This window comes from Streptomyces sp. VNUA24 (genome assembly GCF_029167005.1).
Lineage (GTDB): Bacteria > Actinomycetota > Actinomycetes > Streptomycetales > Streptomycetaceae > Streptomyces > Streptomyces scabiei.
The window spans coordinates 9,398,824-9,418,244 of sequence record NZ_CP119143.1 but is presented as its reverse complement, the minus strand read 5'-3'; the positions used below and the strand labels follow the sequence as shown (position 1 = coordinate 9,418,244).

General features: G+C 74.0%; 11 protein-coding genes. 6 read left to right on the top strand and 5 right to left on the bottom strand.

The annotated features are described in order from the left end of the window. The first annotated feature begins 3 nt into the window (after positions 1-3). The 5 genes from PYR72_RS40590 (at position 4) to PYR72_RS40570 (ending at position 9,125) form a co-directional block, all read left to right on the top strand. Positions 4-1,752: a fatty acyl-AMP ligase gene (locus PYR72_RS40590; protein ID WP_275459912.1), complete on the top strand. Its 1,749-nt coding sequence runs from the start codon at positions 4-6 to the stop codon at positions 1,750-1,752. Beyond that, the gene (locus PYR72_RS40585; RefSeq protein WP_275459911.1) at positions 1,749-5,834 is read left to right on the top strand and encodes a type I polyketide synthase; all 4,086 of its coding nucleotides are present in this window, start codon (positions 1,749-1,751) and stop codon (positions 5,832-5,834) included. The genes PYR72_RS40590 and PYR72_RS40585 overlap by 4 nt, the downstream gene beginning before the upstream one ends. Positions 5,835-5,855: 21 nt before the next feature. Next, positions 5,856-6,890 carry an alpha/beta hydrolase family protein gene (locus tag PYR72_RS40580; RefSeq protein ID WP_275459910.1) on the top strand — a complete coding sequence of 345 codons (1,035 nt, stop codon included), beginning with the start codon at positions 5,856-5,858 and terminating at the stop codon, positions 6,888-6,890. Positions 6,891-7,012: 122 nt separating this feature from the next. Further along, positions 7,013-8,245 (top strand): PucR family transcriptional regulator, encoded by a 1,233-nt coding sequence (locus tag PYR72_RS40575; protein ID WP_275459909.1) that lies wholly within the window; start codon positions 7,013-7,015, stop codon positions 8,243-8,245. A gap of 238 nt (positions 8,246-8,483) precedes the next feature. After that, positions 8,484-9,125, top strand: a complete 642-nt coding sequence (locus PYR72_RS40570; protein ID WP_275459908.1) for a cutinase family protein — start codon at positions 8,484-8,486, stop codon at positions 9,123-9,125. Between the two features lie 111 nt (positions 9,126-9,236). Here PYR72_RS40570 and PYR72_RS40565 read toward each other — a convergent pair whose 3' ends face one another. The 3 genes from PYR72_RS40565 to PYR72_RS40555 form a co-directional block, all read right to left on the bottom strand. Then, on the bottom strand, positions 9,237-10,967 hold the full coding sequence (locus tag PYR72_RS40565; protein WP_275459907.1) for a hypothetical protein: 1,731 nt from the start codon (positions 10,965-10,967) through the stop codon (positions 9,237-9,239). A gap of 111 nt (positions 10,968-11,078) precedes the next feature. After that, positions 11,079-11,681 (bottom strand): hypothetical protein, encoded by a 603-nt coding sequence (locus tag PYR72_RS40560; protein ID WP_275459906.1) that lies wholly within the window; start codon positions 11,679-11,681, stop codon positions 11,079-11,081. Positions 11,682-11,722: 41 nt separating this feature from the next. After that, positions 11,723-11,896, bottom strand: coding sequence for a hypothetical protein (locus PYR72_RS40555; protein ID WP_275459905.1), 174 nt, complete (start codon positions 11,894-11,896; stop codon positions 11,723-11,725). A 206-nt stretch (positions 11,897-12,102) separates the two neighbouring features. Between PYR72_RS40555 and PYR72_RS40550 the strand changes: the two genes are divergently transcribed. Beyond that, entirely contained in the window at positions 12,103-15,252 is a 3,150-nt protein-coding gene (locus PYR72_RS40550) for a glycoside hydrolase (protein WP_275460645.1), read from the top strand. 80 nt (positions 15,253-15,332) lie between these two features. On the opposite strand, the gene PYR72_RS40545 is transcribed toward PYR72_RS40550, so the two are convergent. Together PYR72_RS40545 and PYR72_RS40540 are read right to left on the bottom strand one after the other, a co-directional pair. Further along, on the bottom strand, positions 15,333-17,006 hold the full coding sequence (locus PYR72_RS40545) for a cellulase family glycosylhydrolase (RefSeq protein WP_275459904.1): 1,674 nt from the start codon (positions 17,004-17,006) through the stop codon (positions 15,333-15,335). 186 nt (positions 17,007-17,192) lie between these two features. Beyond that, a complete protein-coding gene (locus tag PYR72_RS40540) occupies positions 17,193-19,355 on the bottom strand; it encodes a beta-L-arabinofuranosidase domain-containing protein (protein WP_275459903.1) in 2,163 nt (720 codons plus the stop codon). Positions 19,356-19,421: the final 66 nt, after the last annotated feature.

Below are 19,421 nucleotides of genomic sequence, written 5' to 3'. Positions count from 1 at the left end.
CCGATGGACAGCCGACGCCCCCCGCTCGCGCCCGTGTTCCGCAGTCTGCCGGAGTACGTGCGGCACTGGGCCGAGACCATCCCCGACCGCCGGGCGTTCACCTTCGTCGACCATCCGGCTCCGCGTTCGCGGGGCGTCCACCGCACCCTGACCTGGCGCAGGCTGGATCTGCGGATGCGGGCCGTGGCCGCCCGGCTCGCGGCGGAGGCCGGGCCCGGGGCGCGGGTCGCGGTGCTGTGCCCGCAGGGCACGGAGTACGTCACCGGCTTCCTCGGGGCGCTCGCCGCCGGACTGGTCGCCGTACCGCTGCACCCGCCCGGTCTGCCCGGCCAGGGCGACCGGCTGTCGGCGGTCCTGGCGGACGCGTCCCCGGCGGTCGTCGTCACGACGGGCCACGCCCTCGCCGAGGTGCGCGCGGCCTGCGCGGGACGGGCGTCGAAGGTCGTCGCCGTCGACCGGGTCCCCGACGCCGCGGCCGGCGCAGCGCGGGCCCCGGTGCCCGACGCCGACGCCCTCGCCTACCTCCAGTACACCTCCGGCTCGACCCGCACCCCGGCCGGCGTGGAGATCACCCACGGCAATGTCGTCGCCAACGCCCGCCAGGCGCTGGCCGCCTACGGTGCCGACGCGCATCCGGTGACGTTCGTGGGCTGGCTGCCGCTCTACCACGACATGGGCCTGGTGCTGAGTGTCGCGGCTCCGGTGGTGCGCGGGCTGCCGTCGGTGCTCATGGATCCCGTGGCGTTCCTGCACGAGCCCGCGCGCTGGCTGCGGCTGCTGGCCGCGCATCCGCGCGCGCTGAGCGCGGCGCCCAACTTCGCCTACGACTACTGCGCCTCGACGGTCACCGAGGCGCAGAAGGCCGGGCTGCGGCTGGGCGGGGTCCACGCGCTGATCAACGGCAGCGAGCCGGTGCGCCCCGGCACGGCGGACCGCTTCCACGCCGCGTTCGCCGCGCAGGGGCTCGCCGCGGGGACGCACTGTCCGTCGTACGGGCTGGCGGAGGCGACCGTCTTCGTCAGCGCCGCCCGGCCCGGGGACCCGGTGCGCGCGTTCGCGCTCGACCGGGACGCCCTGGCGGCGGGCAAGGCCCTGCCCGCGCGGCCCGACGATCCGAGGGCGGTGCTGCTGGCCGGCTGCGGCGCGCCGGCGGGCCAGCGGATACGCGTCACGGACCCGGTGTCGCGGGCCGCGACGGCGGACGGCGAGGTCGGCGAGATCTGGGTGCGCGGGCCCAACGTGGGGCGGGGGTACCGGGGTCAGGAGGGGCTGACGCGGCGCGTCTTCGGCGCCGAACCGGCCGAGGTCACGGCGGAGCCGGGCGCGTGGCTGCGGACCGGTGACCTGGGGGCGGTGCTGGAGGGGCAGTTGCTCGTCACCGGGCGGCTGAAGGACCTCATCGTCGTCGACGGACGCAACCACTACCCGCAGGACGTGGAGGCCACGGCCCAGGAGACGCATCCGGCCGTACGGCGGGACCGGCTCGCCGCGTTCGGGGTGCCGGGCGGCTCCGGGGAGCGGGTGGTCGTGGTCGCGGAGCACGCGCGCGGTGTGCCGGTCGCCGACCTCGACGTACCGGCTCTCGTACGGACCGTGCGCGCGGCCGTCTCCGCCCGGCACGGGCTGCGGCTCGCCGACGTCGTCCTCGTCCCGCCGGGGACGGTGCCCCGGACGTCCAGCGGGAAGGTCTCGCGGACGCTGACCCGCGAGCGCTATCTGGCCGGCGCCTACGCGGCGGGGGTCGCGGGATGAGGGCCGTCGGGGACGGCGCGGCGGGCGGGCTGCGGCGGCTGATCGCCGAGCGGGTGGCCCTCTGGGGCGGCACGGCCGCCGCGGACGTGCCGATGGACCGGCCGCTCGCGGATCTCGGCATGTCCTCGCGGGAGGCGGTCGCCCTCGCCGGGGAGCTGTCGCGGGCGACGGGCCGGGAGCTGCCGGCGACGCTGCTGTGGGAGGCGACCACCGGGGACGCGCTGGTGGCGCTGCTGTGCGGTACGCGGACGGACCCCGCCCCCGCTCCGGCCCCGCCCCCGGGGGCGCCCGTGCCGCCCGGCGAACCGGTCGCGGTGGTCGGGGTCGGCTGCCGGCTGCCCGGGGGTGTGCGCGGGCCGGCGGAGTACTGGCGGGCGCTGCTCGACGGCGTCGACGCGATCCGGCGAGTCCCGGAGGACCGCTGGCGGGACTTCACGCCGTACCCGCCCGCCGACGCGCTCCCCTTCGGCGGCTACCTGGACGACATCGCCGGGTTCGACGCGGACTTCTTCCGGATCACCCCGCGCGAGGCCGCGGTCATGGACCCGCAGCAGCGGATCCTGCTGGAGGTCGTCCACGAGACGCTCGATCATGCCGCCGTCCCGGCCGCGTCCCTCGCGGGCAGCGCCACCGGTGTCTTCGTCGGGGTCTCCGCGTCCGACTACGGGCAGCTCACCGGCGCCGATCCGGCCGCCGTCGACCCCTGGGCACCGGCCGGCGGGGCGCTGAGCGTGACGGCGGGCCGGCTGGCGTACGTCCTGGACACGCGCGGGCCGAGCATGGCCGTCGACACCGCCTGTTCGTCGTCGCTGGTGGCCGTGCACCACGCCTGTGTCAGCCTGCGCACGGGCGAGAGCGACCTCGCGATCGCCGCCGGGGTCAACCTGGTGCTCTCCCCGGCCGTCACGGTCGCGTTCCGGCGGGCGGGCGCCCTCGCGCCCGACGGGCGGTGCAAGCCGTTCTCGGCCGCCGCCGACGGGATCGGCCGGGGCGAGGGGTGCGCGGCCGTGCTGCTGAAACGGCTCTGCGACGCCGAACGGGACGGCGACCGGATCCTCGCCGTCGTGCGGGCCACCGCCGTCAACTCCGACGGCCGTTCGGGCGGCCTCCTCGCCCCCAACCCGGCCGCCCAGCGGGCCCTGCTGACCACCGCCTGCGCACGGGCCGGCCTCTCCCCCGCGCACATCGACCACGTCGAGGCCCACGGCACCGGCACCCCGCTCGGCGACCCGATCGAGGCGGGCGCGCTCAGTGCCGTCCTCGGCCGCGGCCGTGACCCCGACCAGCCCCTGCTGCTCGGCTCCGTCAAGGGCAACCTGGGCCACCTGGAGTCCGCCGCGGGCGTCGCCGGTCTGGTGAAGACGGTGCTCGCGCTCCACCACGACCTCATCCCGCCCTCGCTGCACTGCGCCCAGGGCAGCTCCCTGGAGGACGGCGCACCGCTGCGCGTAGTGACGGAGGCCGAGCCGTGGCCCCGGTACGGCGGCACGGCCACGGCCGGGGTCTCCGGGTTCGGGTTCGGCGGCACCAACGCCCACGCGGTGCTGGAGGAGTGGCCGCCCGACACCGCTCTCGCGCCCCCGGCACCGGAGACCGCCGCCCGCCTGCACCTCCTCTCCGACGCCGGTCCCGCCCGGGTCCGCGACACCGCCGCCCGGCTGGCCGACTGGCTGGACACGCCCGAGGGGCGCGCCGCGCACCCGGCCGACGTGGCCCGCACCCTCGCCGGACGTACGGGGCGGGGAAGGATGCGGGCCGCGGTGGTGGCCGGTGCTCCGGCCGAACTGGCGGACGGATTGCGCGCGTTGGCCGGCGGACGGCCGCACGCGCGGGTCGTCGTGGGCGACGCGGACCGCCTCGGGCCCGGCCCGGTGTGGGTGTTCTCCGGGTACGGCAGTCAGTGGCCCGGCATGGGGCGCCGGCTCCTCGCCGAGGAACCGGCCTTCGCCGCGGCCGTGGAGAAGCTGGACGCGCAACTGGCCCCCGAGTGCGGGTTCTCCCTCTACGACCACCTCGCCACCGGCGGCGGCCTCGACCGCCTGGAGATCGCCCAACCCGTGCTCTTCGGGCTGCAGTTGGCGCTCGCGGAGCTGTGGCGGGCGCACGGCGCCGAGCCCGCCGCCGTCATCGGGCACTCCCTGGGCGAGGTGGCCGCAGCGGTGTGCGCGGGCGCGCTGGAGGTGGCGGACGGGGCTCGTGTGGTCGCCGTACGGGCCCGGCTGCTCGGCGGGCTGCGGGGCGGGGCCATGGCGGTGGTGGACCTCGCCGACGACGAACTCGACGTCCTGGCACGGGACTTCCCGGATGTTCATGTCGCCGTGCACTCCTCGCCCGGCCAGAAGGTCGTCACCGGCCGGGAGGAGCAGGTGGCCCGGCTGGTGCGCCGACTGGAGGCCGAGGGGCGGGCCGCGCGGGCGATGCGGGTGGTCGGGGCGGGTCACTCGCCGCAGGTGGAGCCGCTGCTGCCGGAGCTGACGGCGGAGCTGGCGGACGTGAGCGGCGGACCCGCCCACGTCCCCGTGTACTCCACCGTGCTGGACGACCCGCGCGGCCACGGCGTGTTCGACGCGGCGCACTGGGCCGCCAATCTGCGCAGACCGGTGCGCCTGGCCCGGGCGGTCGCCGCAGCCGCCGCCGACGGCCACACCGCGTTCGTCGAACTCTCGCCCCACCCGGTCCTGACCCGGGCCATCACGGACACCGCGCCCGAGACCCTCGCCCTCGGCACCCTCCACCGCGACGCCGACTCCGCCGCGGACTTCCTCACCCAGGTGGGCGTCCTGCACACCGCCGGGCTGCGGCTCCCCCTGCCCCCGGGCCGCGTCATCGACCTGCCCGGACCCCGCTGGCGGCACACCCGGCACTGGTGGACGGACCGGACGGCGGGCGGTGCGGCACCGGAGCCGTCCACCGCCGGGGCCATGGACGCCGGGGCCGCCGCCCGGGGTCACCTGGCGGCGCGGCCGGAGGAAGGCCGGACGGCGGACCACGCCTCGGTCTCCGACCGGCTCCGCCACCACATCGCCGCCGTCACCGGACACCCGCCGGCCCGCGTCACCCCGGCCACCGCACTCACCGAACTGGGCCTGGACTCCCTGATGGCCGTCCGTATCCGCGCCGCCCTGGAACGCGAGTTCGGGATCCCGCTCCCCCTGCGCGACCTCCTGGGCGCCGGCACCGTCGAGGCCACGGCGGCCCGCATCCAGCGCGCGCTGCCGGCCGGAGCGACGGCCACCGAGGACACCCCGCTCACCGGACTCCCCGGCGCCCACCCGCTGCTCCGCCCCCTGCACGCCTCGGGCCCGCACTCCCCGCTCTTCCTCGTCCACGCGGCGGGCGGCACCACCGACGTGTACCGGTCGCTCGTGGAACGGCTCGGCGGGGAACGGCCCGTGTACGGGCTGGAGCGGGCCGACGAGGCCCGTACGGTCGCCGAGAAGGCACGCCGGTACGCCGACGCGGTGGCCGCCGCGCGTCCCGACGGGCCCTGCCTGCTGGGCGGCTGGTCGTTCGGCGGCTTCGTCGCCCAGGAGGCGGCACGCCTGCTGACGGTCGCGGGGCGTGACGTGCGGCTGGTGGTGCTCCTCGACTCCGTACGGCCGCTCCCCCGCCCCGAGGGCACCGAGGCCGAACGGATCCGCGCGCACTTCACCGGTTTCGCGCGCCACGTCGCCGACACGTACGGGGTCGCGCTGGACCTGCCGTACGACGAACTGGCCGCGACCGAGGACGACGCCGAGCGCATCGATGCCGTGCTGAGGGCGCTGCGGGAGGCGGCCGACGTCCCGTCGGCGGTCCTCGACCACCAGCGGGCCTCCTATCTGGACCTGCGGATCGGCGAGGCGCACCGGCCGGGCCGGTACGACGGGCAGGTCGTGCTCTACCGGGCCACCGAGCCCGCCCCGCACACCGTGCGCGACCCCGCGTACGAGCGGGAGGACGAGGCGCTCGGGTGGGACGAGGTGTGCCCGCGCCTGACCGTCGTCCGGGTCGCGGGCCACCATCTCTCGCTGCTCGACCCGCCGAACGTCGACGAGATCGCCGCCCATCTGCGGCGGCGGCTCGCCGGGGAGACCCGCTGAACCGATCCGAGGAGAGCCGCCATGACCGACCCCGTGAACCACAGCCCCCGCACCGGCCGACGCAACGGCAGCACCGGGTCGTCCCGGCGCTCCGTCACCGGAGCGGCCGCCGCCACCGCCCTGGCCGCCCTCGTCGGGACGAGCACCGCGAGGACCGCCGCCGCGGCCACCCCCGGGACCGCACCCCGCGCCCGGACCACGCCGGTACCCGGCGTCCGGTCCGTCACCCGCCTCGGCGCCCGGACCCTCGACCTCTCCCTCCCCTCCGCCGCCCTCGGCCGGAACGCCCCGGTCCGGCTGATCCTCCCCTCCTCCTTCGACGCGCGGCCCGCGCGGACCTACCCCGTGCTGTATCTGCTCCACGGTGCCCACGACGACCACACGTCGTGGACCCGGGAGACGGACATCGAGGCGTTCACGGCGGGCCGGGAACTGATCGTGGCGATGCCGGACGCGGGGCCCACCGGTATACCGACCGCCTGGCGCGACGGCCCGGACTACGAGACGTTCCAGGTGTCCGAGGTCCCGGCGCTGCTCGCCCGCGACTACCGCGCCTCCGGCGTGCGGGTGGTCGCCGGGGTGTCCACCGGCGGCTACGGCGCGATGGCGCACGCGGCGCGGCACCCGGGGACGTACGCGGCGGCGGCCTCGTACAGCGGCATCCTGGACACCATGGCACCCGGGGTGCCGAGCCTCATGGACGCCATCGTCGGCCGCGAGAACCTGGCCCCCCGGTCGCTGTGGGGCAACCCGATCCTCGACCTTCTCACCTGGCGTGACTTCAACCCGCGTTCCCGGGCGGCGGGACTGCGCGGCACCGCCCTGTACGTGTCGAGCGGCAGCGGAGTGGTCGGCGGCCTCGGCGACTGGCTCCCGGAGGCGCTGGAGAGTCTGCTCTGGCCGTCCGCCCACGCCTTCACGGACGCGCTCGCCCTGCTCCGCGTGCCGGTCACCACGCACTTCTACAGCGGCGGCGGACACGGCTGGGCCTACTGGAAGCGGGAGTTCGGCGCCTCGTGGCCGATGCTCGCCGGTGCGCTGGGAGTGCCGGCGTGAGGCCGGTGCCGTCGGGGCACGGAACGGAGCGCGGGGGGCGTGCGTCCTACTCGGGACTTGCCGCTCGCCCCACGGGCAACGGCCCGCGGGTGAGCCGCTTCCGGGTGAAAGGAGGGTCCGCCGTGGCTTCCCCCACTCCGCCGTACGGCGTACCGAACGGTCCCGGCGCCACCCCTGTGCCGCCCGAACTGGCCAGGCTGCTGCGCGACGAACTGGAGTCCGTCGCCGACGAGGTGGAGGAGGAGGTGTGCCGGCAGGTCCCGGAGTACGCCTCCCGGGTGGCCGACGAGGCGAGCCGCGCGCTCCTCAGGTCGGGGGTCGTGCAGGCGCTCACCCTGTTCGTCGACCACATCGCCGATCCGCGCGCCCGGGGGGACTCGATCGCCGCGATCTACCACGAGTTGGGGCGCGGCGAGGCGCTGCTGGGCCACAGCCTCGAAACGCTGCAGTCCGCGCTGCGGGTCGGAGGGCTGCACGCCTGGCGGCGGCTGGGCCGCACGACCGAGGAACTCGGGCTGGACTCCTCGGTCATGGCCGGACTGGGCGAACTGGCGTTCCGGACGGTGCACGAGGTGGCCGAGGCCGCGGCGGCGGGGTACGCGGAGGGGCAGCTGCGCCGCACGGACGAACTGGAGCGGCGCCGGGGGCGGCTGCTCGCCCTGCTGCTGGGCGAGGGGCCGGTGTCGCCGGAGGCGGTGCGCGACCTGGCGCACGGCGCCCGCTGGTCGGTGCCGGCGCAGGTCGCGGTCGTCGTCCTCGCGGCCTCGCCCGACCAGCGGGAGGAGCGGCCGTTGGCGGCCGCCGGGGCGCTGGTGGACATGGAGTCCCGGCCGCCCCGGATGCTCGTGCCCGACCCGGACGGTTCGGGCGGCTTCGGCGGCCGGGCGTTCACGCTCGCGCTGCGGGGGCGGCCGGCGGCGATCGGCCCGTCGGTTCCGCTCACGGAGGCCGCCCGGTCCCTGCGGTGGGCCACGCGCGCGCTCGGGCTGATGGGGCGCGGCGTCCTGCCCCGGCAGGGCGTGGTGCGCTGCGCCGACCATCTGTCGACCCTGCTGCTGCACAGCGACGAACCGATGCTCGCCCGGCTCCGGTCACAGGTGCTGGCCCCGCTGGACACGGTCGCGGAGGGGCCGCGCGGCCGGCTCGCCGAGACGCTGCTGGCGTGGCTCCTGGGCGGCAGCAACGTGCCCGACGTCGCCGCCCGCCTCCATGTCCACCCGCAGACGGTCCGCTATCGCCTGCGGCAGCTGGAGAAGCTGTTCGGCGACGCCCTGCACGACCCGGCCACCCGTCTGGACCTCATCCTCGCCCTGCGGGCGGAGGCACTGCGGGACGACGACCCGTCCCCCGCATAAGCAAACCGTCTCACCGGGGCCGGCCCCCTCTTCGCCGGCCCGTTTCCGGCTGCCCGATTTATGGCCGCCCCTTTCGGGCCGCCCATCTCCGGCTGTCCTTTTCGGGAGACTCAATTCGGCACAAAAAAGGAGGTGAATACTGAATTCCCGTCCATAACACCGCGACCGGCCAGGCACATACCTTCGGGACGTCCTTTTCCACAGGCGCTTCCCCGCGCCCGACCCTCAAAGGATCCCCATGCGTATCCGCCTGTACCTCGCCGCCGTCTCGCTCGTCGGCGGGGCCGGTCTGGCCGCCGTCGCGACCCCCACCGCCACGGCCGCCGCCTGCACGGACATCGACGTCGTCTCGGCTCGCGGCACCTTCGAGCCGGGCACGCTCGGCTTCATCGTCGGCGACCCCGTGTACGCGGCGCTGCAGAAGAAAATCGCGGGCAAGTCACTGTCCAGCCACAAGGTGAACTATCCCGCCGACCTTTCGCCCACGTCGGCCGCGCAGGGCAACGCGGATCTGGTGAACCATGTCCGGAGCCAGGCCGCCTCCTGCCCGAACCAGCGTTTCGTTCTCGTCGGTTATTCGCAGGGCGCGAACGTCGTCGACAACTCCATCGGTATCAGCAGCGCCGGCGCGGTGGTCGGCAGTCCCATCGTGGCCACCATTCCGGCGGCGCTGGAACCGCGGGTCTCCGCGGTGCTGCTGTTCGGCAACCCGATCCGTGCGATCGGCAAGAGCGTCACCGGCGTCTACCAGAGCCGCACCGTCGACTTCTGCGCGGCCGGTGACCCGGTCTGCGAGAACGGCGGCGGCGACGTGGGCGCCCACCTCGGCTACCGCGCGAACGCCGACGCGGCGGCGGCCTTCGCCGCGACCAAGATCTGACCCCACCGGCCCGACGGGCCCCGCCGGCTCCACGCACCGCACGGACAGGGCGAAGGGCCCGGGAGGACATCCTCCCGGGCCCTTCTTGCACGAGGGTGACGAGGGCGCCGGTTACGCCGGGTCCCGCGCGAACTCCGTCAGGCTCGCGGAGACCGGCTCGGGACGGCCGTCGTTCCGGGTCGGCGCGGCGGTCAGCACGTCCAGGTGCTGGTAGCCGTCGGCGATCACGGGATCCAGGCCGGCCGGGACCCGGCCCGCCAGCAGTCCGTCGCCCGCGAGCACGGTGAGCGTCGGGTGGGCGGTGAGCCCGTCCGGGTGGACGACGAGCCGCTTCACCTGGGGCGAATCCGCCAGCTGGAGATCGGTGACCAGCTTCGTCGGAAAGTACTGCTCGGTGAAGTCCAGCGGCTGCCGGGCCATGCTGCGGGCCAGTTCCTGGATGTCGGTGACCTCCTTGCCCGCGTCGGTGAAGGGCGTCCCATCGGCGGACCGGTACCCGGGGTCGTCGGCGTCGCCGACGCGGTCGTAGTTCCGCCAGGTGTAGAGCGGGCCGCCCGGCCGGTCGGGGATGGCCTTGTACTCGCGGCCGAACAGGGCCGGTTGTGCCCCGCTCCCGTTGGCGGCGGGGAAGTTCTTGTCGACGACCGGCCCGCCGTCGAAGAAGCCCACGCTGCTCTGCAGGAAGGCCAGCGGTACGGAGTGGTCGTCCATCAGGGCGCCGAGGACGGCCTCGTTGGTGAGCCGGAAGTCCCGTACCGCCGGGGTGCCGGAGAGGAAGGCGGCAGTGTCCTCGGAGAACAGGAACCGGTTGGTGAGGTCGATGTTGGCGGTGCGGGGCAACTGGTCCGGCAGGGTCGCCTCGCCGTCCGGGTCCTGCAGCGCGCCCATGGCGGCGATGGCGAGCAGCGTCATCGTCTCCGGGTTGAGGAGCACCGGCGCGGACAGCGAGCGCGGCAGCAGTCCGCTGTCGAGGCCGGCCTGCACGGCGCCGTGGCCGAGGCCGACGTCGGGCAGATCGGTGTCGTCCGGGATGCTGCCGCTCAGGTCCCCGAGGGAGGTGGAGACGGTGGTGTCGAGGGCGAAGTAGCCGGCGCACTGGCGGTGTCCGGCGTCCGCCGTGGTGGCCGGGTCGCCGTCGAAGTCGGCGGTCGCGAAGTACCCGGTGACGACACCGCCCAGGGAGTGGCCGCCGCACAGCACCTTCCGCGCGCGCACCCGCGGGTCGGGCAGTTCGGCGGTGAGCAGGTCGTACTGGTCGCGGACGGTCCGCTCGACGCCGAGCCGCGCCATCCAGGCCAGGTCGCCGTTGCCGAGGAACCCGTCGAAGGTGCGGCCCGCGACCGGTTTGTCGCGGTAGTAGTAGTCGACGGCCGTGCGCTGGTCGCCGTAGGCCACCCCGGTGCGGTCCTCCAGGCAGTTGGAGCGGCGGTCCAGGGCCCAGAACTCGATGTGCCGGCCCTGGGCGGCGGCGCGTGCCACGGTGTTGCGGGCGACGCTGTCGAAGGCGCCGGCGCCTTCCAGGATGCCCGGCTGGGCGACGAGGATCCGGTCGGCGTCGGCCGAGGCGGCCGGTCCGCCGGAGGAGCGGTAGCGCAGGTACGACAGCCAGTCGCACGCCGCCGGCCGGGCCCCGAAGGACGCCGGGAGCGGCGCCCGCACCCGCACCGTCGTCTCCGTCACCTCCCGGACCGGGCTGGTCGACGCCACGGCCGTCTCGGTCCGCGTCTGCGTGCCCCGCGCGTCGGGGGCGGCTGCGGTGAGCGCCCCGACGGTCAGCAGCACCGCCGGCGCGACGCCCCGCAGCGCCCTGAAGGTCTTTCCTCTCCTGCGACTCGTGTTCATGCTGGGACGGTAGGACCGCGGCGCGGGCCCCACCGCCCCGTGCTCACAACAACGCAGCCACGGCGAGCGCCTTTGTCATCAGGCACCGACTCCCGCTGCAGCGGCCGCGGTTCACAGCCCGTCGGACACCATCGCGGCGACGATCCGGACGTGCCGGTCGGCCGCGGTCGTGGAGTACTCGTTGTCGTAGTTGAGGCCGTAGGGCCAGAAGTGGCCGCCGCCGGTGGAGATCTTCGCGCTCGCGCCGTCGTACTGCCTCACCAGCGCCGTCGCCCGCGCGCCGGTCCAGGTGCCGCTGCCGCCCAGCCGGGACCAGCCGGAGCTGGTGCCCACGCCGATGGTGTGCGCGATCTCGTGCAGGGCGGTCCGCTCGTTCATGTAACTGCGGTTGCTGCCGAAGCGGATGGTCCCGTTGAGGTTCCCGTCGGCCGTGGGGACGCCGGGCTCGTAGCGGACGGTGATGTTCTTGCCGAGGTCGCTGAGGTTGTTGTAGCGGGCGACCGCCGCGTTCATGGCCGAGGTGATCAGGGTGTACGCCGAGCGCTGGTCCTGCGTCGGATTGGCCGCCCGGACGAGGGTCCAGCTGATGGTGGCCGCGGCGGCCTGCGTCCGGGGAACGGGCGCGGCCTGCGGCGCCGCCTGTGCGACACCGGGTCCGGTGAGCAGCGCGGCCGTCAGCGCGGCCAGGACCACCTTCGTGCGCGGTGAGTTCATCGGGCTCTCTCCTGTGCTTCGTGGGGGGGAGGAGGACTTGCTCAGGCACCCGGCGTTCCGGTGCGCGGCCCGGCCACCGTGCCGCCGGGGAACGGGCGCGCCGTGCGGGCGTACAGCGGGAACCGATCGGCGGTGGCGGCGGTCGGGGCGGGGCGTTCGGTCCCTCCGGCGGTGCCGGTCCGTCCGGGCGCGCCGACGGTACGTGACGACCTCATACGGTTTCTCCCGGGACGGGTGGAGGACGTTCTCGGACCGTGCGGCCGGTCGGGCGAATCCATGAACAACGAGGACTAGAAAGCGCTTTCAGTTTCCTGAATGCTAAGCACGTGTTTTGGCCATGTCAACGAAACGGCGTTCGCCCCGTGTTGTGGAAGGGAGTGTCGTGACCCCACGACATCGCATCGTCAGGGCCTTGGCGCCCGTGGTCCCCCTCGTGCTGGGTGCCGGTCTGACGGCGGCCCCGCCGGCCGCCGCGGACACGACGGCCCCGGTGCGGAACTCCGTCACCGTCCGGATCGATCCCTCGTACCGGCAGCAGGAGTTCGAGGGATGGGGGACCAGCCTCGTCTGGTTCGCCAACGCCACGGGCGGCTACCCCGAGCCCGTCCGAAGACGCCTCGTCGACATGCTGTTCGGTGAGGACGGGCTCCGTCTCAACATCGCGCGCTACAACATCGGCGGCGGCAACGCACCGGACGTCCGCAAGGACTACATGAAGACCGGCGCGACGATGGACGGCTTCTGGAAGGCCCCGCCGGGCACCACCCGCCAGGACATGGAGTGGTGGGATCCGGAGAACCCCGACCACTGGGACTGGAACGCCGACCCGGGCCAGCGCTGGTGGGTGGACCAGGTCAAGGACAAGATCACCAAGTGGGAGGCGTTCAGCAACTCGCCGCCCTGGTTCCAGACCGTCAGCGGTTACGTCTCCGGCGGTTTCGACGCGAACACGGACCAGATCCGCGCGGACCGCGTCGACGAGTTCGCCGCCTACCTGGTGCGGGTCACCGAGGAGATGGAGAAGCGGCACGGTATCGACTTCGACACCATCGCCCCGCTGAACGAGCCCAACACCAACTACTGGGGCACCCAGATCGGCGCGAACGGCCAGCCCACCGGCGGCCGTCAGGAAGGCGCGCACGCGGGTCCCGCCCTCCAGCAGAAGGTGCTCCTCGCCCTGGAGAAGGCACTGCGCGGAGCGAGGACCGACGCCCGGATCTCGGCGATGGACGAGACCAACCCGACGATCTTCACCCAGAACTGGAACGCCTACGACGCCTCCGCACGGGCGGCCGTCCCCCAGCTCAACGTGCACACCTACGGCACCGGCATGCGCACCAGCGCGCGCGACATCGCCAAGGGCGCGGACAAGAAGCTCTGGATGAGCGAGGTCGAGGGCACCTGGGGCACCGGCAGCGACTTCACGAGCATGGAGCCCGGCCTCGGCATCGCCGGCCGCATGGTCGACGACATGCGTGAACTGGAGCCCTCCGCCTGGGTGTTCTGGCAGCCGGTCGAGGACGCGCTGCCGCAGGCCGCGGCGGGCAAGAACTGGGGCAGCATCCACATCCCGTTCAACTGCACGGCCACGGACACCCTGGAGACCTGCCCGATCCGGGCCAACTCCAAGTTCGACACCATCCGGAACTTCACCCATCACATCCGGCCCGGCGACCACTTCGTGAAGGTCGACGACCCGTCCAGCGTCGCCGCCGTCAGGAAGTCGGGCCGTTCGGCCACCGTGGTCCACGTGAACGGCGGCACGACCGCCCGTTCCGTCACCCTGGACCTCTCCCGCTTCCGCAAGATCGACGCGGACGCCACCGTCACCCCCGTCGTGACGAGCGCGGGCGGCGCCCTCGTGAAGGGCACCCCGGTCGCGGTGACCGGCGGCTCGGCCACCCTCGACGTCCCCGCCAAGTCCGTCACCACGTTCCTGGTCGAGGGCGTCCGGGGCGCGGACAAGGATGCCGCCCTCGTCCAGCCCGGTCATGTCTACCGCCTCCAGGGCACGCAGAGCGGCAAGTCCTTCACCCCGTCGCCCGACGGCACCGGTGTCGTCCTGCGCACGACCGACGCCGCGAGCGCCCGGCAGCTGTGGTCGGTGGAGCAGCTGACCTCCGGCACCGGCAACCGTGAGCGCTACGCCCTGACCAACGCGGACACCGGCGGGCGGCTCGCCGTGCGCGACAACCAGGCCGTCCTCGAAGCAGCGGGGGCCGGTGAGGTCCCCGCCGCCGCGCAGTGGCTCATGTCGACCACCGGGGACGGCAACTGGACGCTGGTGAACGCCGCCACCGGCCGTCTCCTCGACGTCACCGGGCAGTCCTCGGCCGACGGCGCCAAGGTGTCGACGTACACCCCGACCTCGGCGGCCAACCAGCTCTGGGCCGTGAGCGACGAGACCGTGCTGAGCACCGAGCGGGCCGAGGCGTTCACCGTCCCGGGGCTGCGGCCGAAGCTGCCGGAGACGGTGACCCCGGTGGTCCGCGACGGCGTTCGGGGCTCCCTGCCGGTGGTGTGGGAGCTGCCGGCGGACCGCAAGTGGCGCAAGTCCGGGACCGTACGCGTCAAGGGCGAGGCCACCGACGTCCTCGGCCGGAAGATCCCCGCGGAGGCCCGGGTCACCGTCGACACGATCGCCTCGACCGTCCCCGGCCGCGCGAAGACCTACGAGGGGGGCGAGCCGGAGCTCCCGGCCACGGTCACCGGCGTCGGCCGGGACGGCGGACGCACCGCCCTCCCGGTGATCTGGGACCGGGCCGCCGACGGGGCGTTCGACGAGACGGGGGTCGTGACCCTGACCGGCCGGGCGGAGGTCGTCGACGGCTCCACGGTCGACGCGACCGTCCGCGTCCAGGTGACCAGGGCCTCGGAGACCAACATCGCGCCCGACGCGGGTGTCACCGTCGCCGCCACCTACACCGAGAGCGGCTACTCCGCCGAGCGGCTGCGCAACGGCAACACCGCCGAGAAGGCGTGGTCCAACTGGAGGTCGGGCACCAAGAACCCGTCCGACACCCTCACCTTCGGCCTGCCGAAGGCCCGCGACCTGAGCCGGGTCGTCGCCCACTTCCACCGGGACGGCACCAACGTCTCCTTCCCGCAGAGCCTGAAGGTGCAGGTCAGGAAGACGGCCGACGGCCCGTGGACCGACGCGGGCGGGCCGGTCGCGGTCGGCACCGAGGGCACCCCGGTGATCGACGTCCCCCTCGACGCGGGCCCGGTGACCGGTGTGCGGGTGGTCATGACCGCGCGGCAGGGCGGCTACATCACCATGGGCGAGATCGAGGTGTACGCCAAGGCCCCCGGTGTCTCCTCCGACGCCGCCGCCTCCTCCGTCGAGGTCGACGGGAAGCCGGTCGCCTCCTTCGACCCCGGCACCACCGACTACCGGGTCGTCACCGACGACCCGGGCCGGGCGGAGGTCACGGCGACGGCGCGCGACCCGTACGCGACCGTCACCGTGGACCGCGACGGCACCTCCGGCGGGGCCTCGGCCGTGGTCACGGTGCGCGGCGAGGACGGTTCCCGGACCCGGACGTACCGGATCGAGCTGGTGCGGGGCTGATGACGGGACCGGCGGGGGCCGTGAGCGTCCCCCGCCGGTCGTGCCGGCCGGCCGGTGTCCCGGCCGGCTCGTCGGAGCGGTCAACTGCCTGCGCAGGCAGCCCCGTTGAGCGTGAAGGCCGTCGGCGCGGTGTTCTTGGCGCCCTTGGTGCCGATGAAGCCGACCGTCACCGAGCCCGCGGCCGGGATGGTGGAGGTGTAGGAGACGGGCTTCACGCTCACCGATCCGGCGCTCTGCGTGGGAGTCCCGCCCCACATGGTGCCGACGGTCTGGCCGTCGGCGAAGGCGAAGGCGAGGGTCCAGCCGCTGACGGCGGTGGTGCCGGTGTTGCGGATGACGATCTCGCCCTGGAAGCCGCCCGGCCACTCGTTGGTGGCCCGGTACGTCACCGAGCAGTCCCCGGCCGGGGTGCCGCCGCCCTGGTCCGTGGTGACGTTCACGGTGCCCGAACGGTTCGACCGGTTCCCGGCGGCGTCACGGGCGTAGACGGCGAAGGTGTATGCCGTGCCGGCCGTGAGACCGGTCAGGGTCGCCGAGTTGGTGGTGGAGGAGGCGATCCTGCTCTCGGTGGAGCCGCTCACCCGGACGATGTCGTAGGCGGTGACACCGGTGTCGTCCGTGGCGGCGGTCCAGGTCAGCGTGGCGGCGGTCGCCGTCACCGCGGAGGCGGCCGGGGTGCCGGGGGTGGTCGGCGCCCGGGTGTCGCCCGGGGTGCCGCCGCCGAAGACCGTGGCTTCCTTCGCCGTCCGCGCGATGCCGTCGGCGCCGTTGAAGATGCGCTCGCCCCAGGAGCTGAGCCGGTCGGGGTCGAAGCCGATCGACAGGTCGAGGACCGGGTCGGTGTTGCCGCTCCAGGACCAGGCCAGGTAGCCGAGGTCCAGCCGCTCGGCGGCGGCCATCATGGTGTCCTCGTCCGGATCGCCCCACTGGTCGGCGGGTCCCCCGAACTCGCCGATGAGCAGGGGCAGTCGGGCGTCCACGAAGGCGTTCAGGTAGTCGTTGATCTCGGCGGCGGTGTCGAAGACGCTGTACATGTGGATCGAGAAGATGAGGTTGCCGGTGGTGTCGGCCTCGTACACGGACCGGGCGTTGGCGCGCATGACGCCCTGCCAGTCCTGACCCCAGTTGGGGGCGTCCACCATGATCGTGTGCTCGAGGCCGGCGGCCCGCAGTTTCCGCACGGCGGCCTTGGTGGGCGCGGCCCAGCCCGCGGGGTCGGTGTTGCCCCAGGGCTCGTTGCCGATGTTGACGATGACGTAGTTCTCCTCGCCGGCGAGGACGTCCTTGAGGCTGATCCAGTAGTCGGCCGCGTGGTCGAGCGTCCCGGCCGCGGCCTCCTCGCCGTAGCCGGTGGTGTCGTGCACCTCCAGGACGCAGATGAGCCGGTTGGCCTTGCACCGCGCGACGACGTTCGCCACGTCGGCGGCGCTGTTCTTCGTCCAGCGGTGGCCGTCGGAGAGGACGACGCGGACGGTGTTGGCGCCGAGCGCCTTGATGTCGGCCAGCGACTGCGTCTGGCCCGGGTACCAGGTGTGGGCGTGGTTGACGCCGCGCATCACGAAGTCGTTGCCGTTGCCCTCCACGAGACGGCCGTCGCTGATGTGCAGGCCGGTGGCCCGGGCGTCGGGCGCCGACTGGGCCAGCGCCACGGCCGGGGCCAGAACGCCGAGGAGGGCGAGTCCGATCAGACCGGCGAGCCCTGCCAACAGGGTGCCGAGGGGGTTTCTTCGCTGCGTGCTTCGTCCAGTTCTCATCGCGACTCCAGGTGGGGGTGGGCGCCGAGAAGCTCAGGCATCAAAGAGAGGTGGGGGTGGAGATGAATCCATGGGAGCGCTCCCATGAACCCATCCGACTACGCGCACGTCAACCCTGCGCGCATGTGTCATGCACATTGCCGCGAATGTTCGCACGCGTGGTGACGCGCGTGGTGGCACACGTGGTCAGCGCCGAAGGCCCGCACGGACCGCCGCGGCGACCACCGCGTCCCGCTCCGCGCCGGTGAACCGGCCCTCGGAGACCCAGCCGTCGGCGAGCGTCCGTACGGCCGTCACGAAGGCGTCGGACGTGGGGAAGGGCGCCCGCGCCCAGAGGACGTCGAGGAACGTCAGCCGGTCCGCCCGGGCCCGGTTGGGGACACCCGAGCCGGCCGCGCCGAACACGATGAGAGGCTCGGAGCGCCTGAAGTAGGCGTGGTAGCGGAGGTCGTCGCCGATGAAGAAGGGGGCGAGGGTGAGCCCGTGCGTGGTGAAGTGCAGGGGTCTGCCCTCCGGGCGGACCGCGTCCGCGAGATCGCCGCGCAGGGTGAAGTCCTTGTAGAACGAGAAGGTCCGCAGCCCGGCCTCCGGGCTCCGCGCGACCAGCAGCAGCGGCCCGAAGAACACCGACTGCACGGTGGGGTCGTCGGGCGCCCGCTCCACCCGCAGCCGGTACGGCGCCGAGACGGCGACCCGGTCGCCGCGCCGCCAGTTCCGGCGCAGGGTGAGGTACGACCCGGGTACGGCCTCGGCCTGCTGGAGGACCCCGTTGACCGTGACCGTGAACCCGCCCGTGGCCCAGGACGGCACCCGCAGCCTGAGATCGAGCGTGCCGCCGCCCTCCCGGAAGGTCAGGGTGCGGACGCCCTCGGCCGGATAACCGCTCGTCTGCTCGATCACGAGCCCGCGCTCCGGCCACCGCAGCGTCGAGGCGAGGTACAGGTTCACGTACAGCGCGTCGCCGGCGGCGGAGCGGAAGTACACCGAGTCCTGGTACTTGGTGTGGTTCTCCATGCCGGTGCCGCCGCAGCAGGTGCCGGTGTTGCCGTACTCGCGCACGACCCCCGGGCCCATGCCGACGAAGTAGGTGACCTCCGGACTGCTCGCGCTCGCGGTGTCCCGGCGGGAGGCGAGGATGTGGTTGGTCAGGCCCCGCTCGTAGTAGTCCATGTAGTCCGTGCGGGCCGCGTCCGGCTCGCGGAAGAAGAGCTGTCGGGTGAGCTTCAGCATGTTGTAGGTGGCGCAGGTCTCGGCGTTCTTGTCGTCCAGGGTGGCCGCGACGGCGCCCCGCGCCTTGAACATCTCCCCCTGTCCCGTACCGCCCAGGCTGTACGTCCGGGGCCCCACGACCATGTCCCAGAAATTCCGCGCGGCCTCGGCGTACCGCTCCTCCCCCGTCTCGTCGAACAGCCGCAGATACCCGGTGAACTGCGGGATGTGCTGGTTGGCGTGCCGCCCGTCGAGGACGTCCCGGTCCTGGGCGCAGGCGTCGAGGAGCGCGGTGTTGTCGAAGCAGCGGGCGGCGGCGAGGTGTTCCGCCCTGCCGGTGAGGGCGTACAGGTCGGCCAGCACCTCGTTCATGCCGCCGTACTCACCGGCGATGTAGAGGGACCACATGCGCTCCAGCTGGGCCCGGGGCAGCCCGCCCAGCCTGCTGTGCACCCAGTCGCCCATCCGGGAGACGATGGCCAGGGCCTGCGCGTTCCCGGCCAGGGTGTGCGCGTCGAGGAGGCCCCGCATGATCTTGTGGCAGGTGTAGTAGGGCGCCCAGATGGTCGGGTACGTGGCGTAGCTCTCCAGGAGGACGAACTGCGTCTCCGGGTACGCCGCGAGGAAGCCGGGGTGACTCGGTCTCGGTGTGCCCCGCTCGGCCAGGGCCGTCTGGCACTCCCCCAACGCCGTGACCAGATGGTCCAGCTTGGTCTTCAGGGCCGGCTCCCGGGTGTCCGCGTACGCCTGGGCGATGAGCGTCAGGAAGTGCCCGCCGTAGTGGCCGCGCAGATTGCCGTCGGAGGTCTCCCAGCCGCCGGGCGGCCGGGCGCCCCGGGTGTCGAGACCGGCGTTGGCACGGAACACGGCCAGGACACGGTCGGCCGGGTAGGTCCGGGCGTAGTTCAGCATCAGGTCGCGCTTGGCTCGGAACACCCCGTCCCCGAGGGTGACCTGATCGAGCGCGAACGGCTGAGCCGACCAGGTGGCGGGGACGGGCGGCGCGGCCGGCGCGGCGGCCGGTACGCCTCGTGCGGGCGGTGCGGCGTGCGCGGGTGAGGTGGCCTGGGCGAGCGGGCCGGCGGCCGCCGCTCCGGCCGCGAGGGTCAGCAGCCTGCGGCGGGTGGGGGGTTGGGACATGCTTCTCGACTCCGATCGTGCGTCGAAGGGTGGGGGGCTGGGTGTGTGGGGGTGTTGAGGGTGTGG

Coding starts and splice junctions, on each gene's coding strand:
- PYR72_RS40590 (WP_275459912.1), top strand. CDS start 4: ATGGACAGCCGACGCCCCCCGCTCGCGCCCGTGTTCCGCAGTCTGCCG.
- PYR72_RS40585 (WP_275459911.1), top strand. CDS start 1,749: ATGAGGGCCGTCGGGGACGGCGCGGCGGGCGGGCTGCGGCGGCTGATC.
- PYR72_RS40580 (WP_275459910.1), top strand. CDS start 5,856: ATGACCGACCCCGTGAACCACAGCCCCCGCACCGGCCGACGCAACGGC.
- PYR72_RS40570 (WP_275459908.1), top strand. CDS start 8,484: ATGCGTATCCGCCTGTACCTCGCCGCCGTCTCGCTCGTCGGCGGGGCC.
- PYR72_RS40565 (WP_275459907.1), bottom strand. CDS start 10,967: ATGAACACGAGTCGCAGGAGAGGAAAGACCTTCAGGGCGCTGCGGGGC.
- PYR72_RS40560 (WP_275459906.1), bottom strand. CDS start 11,681: ATGAACTCACCGCGCACGAAGGTGGTCCTGGCCGCGCTGACGGCCGCG.
- PYR72_RS40555 (WP_275459905.1), bottom strand. CDS start 11,896: ATGAGGTCGTCACGTACCGTCGGCGCGCCCGGACGGACCGGCACCGCC.
- PYR72_RS40545 (WP_275459904.1), bottom strand. CDS start 17,006: ATGAGAACTGGACGAAGCACGCAGCGAAGAAACCCCCTCGGCACCCTG.
- PYR72_RS40540 (WP_275459903.1), bottom strand. CDS start 19,355: ATGTCCCAACCCCCCACCCGCCGCAGGCTGCTGACCCTCGCGGCCGGA.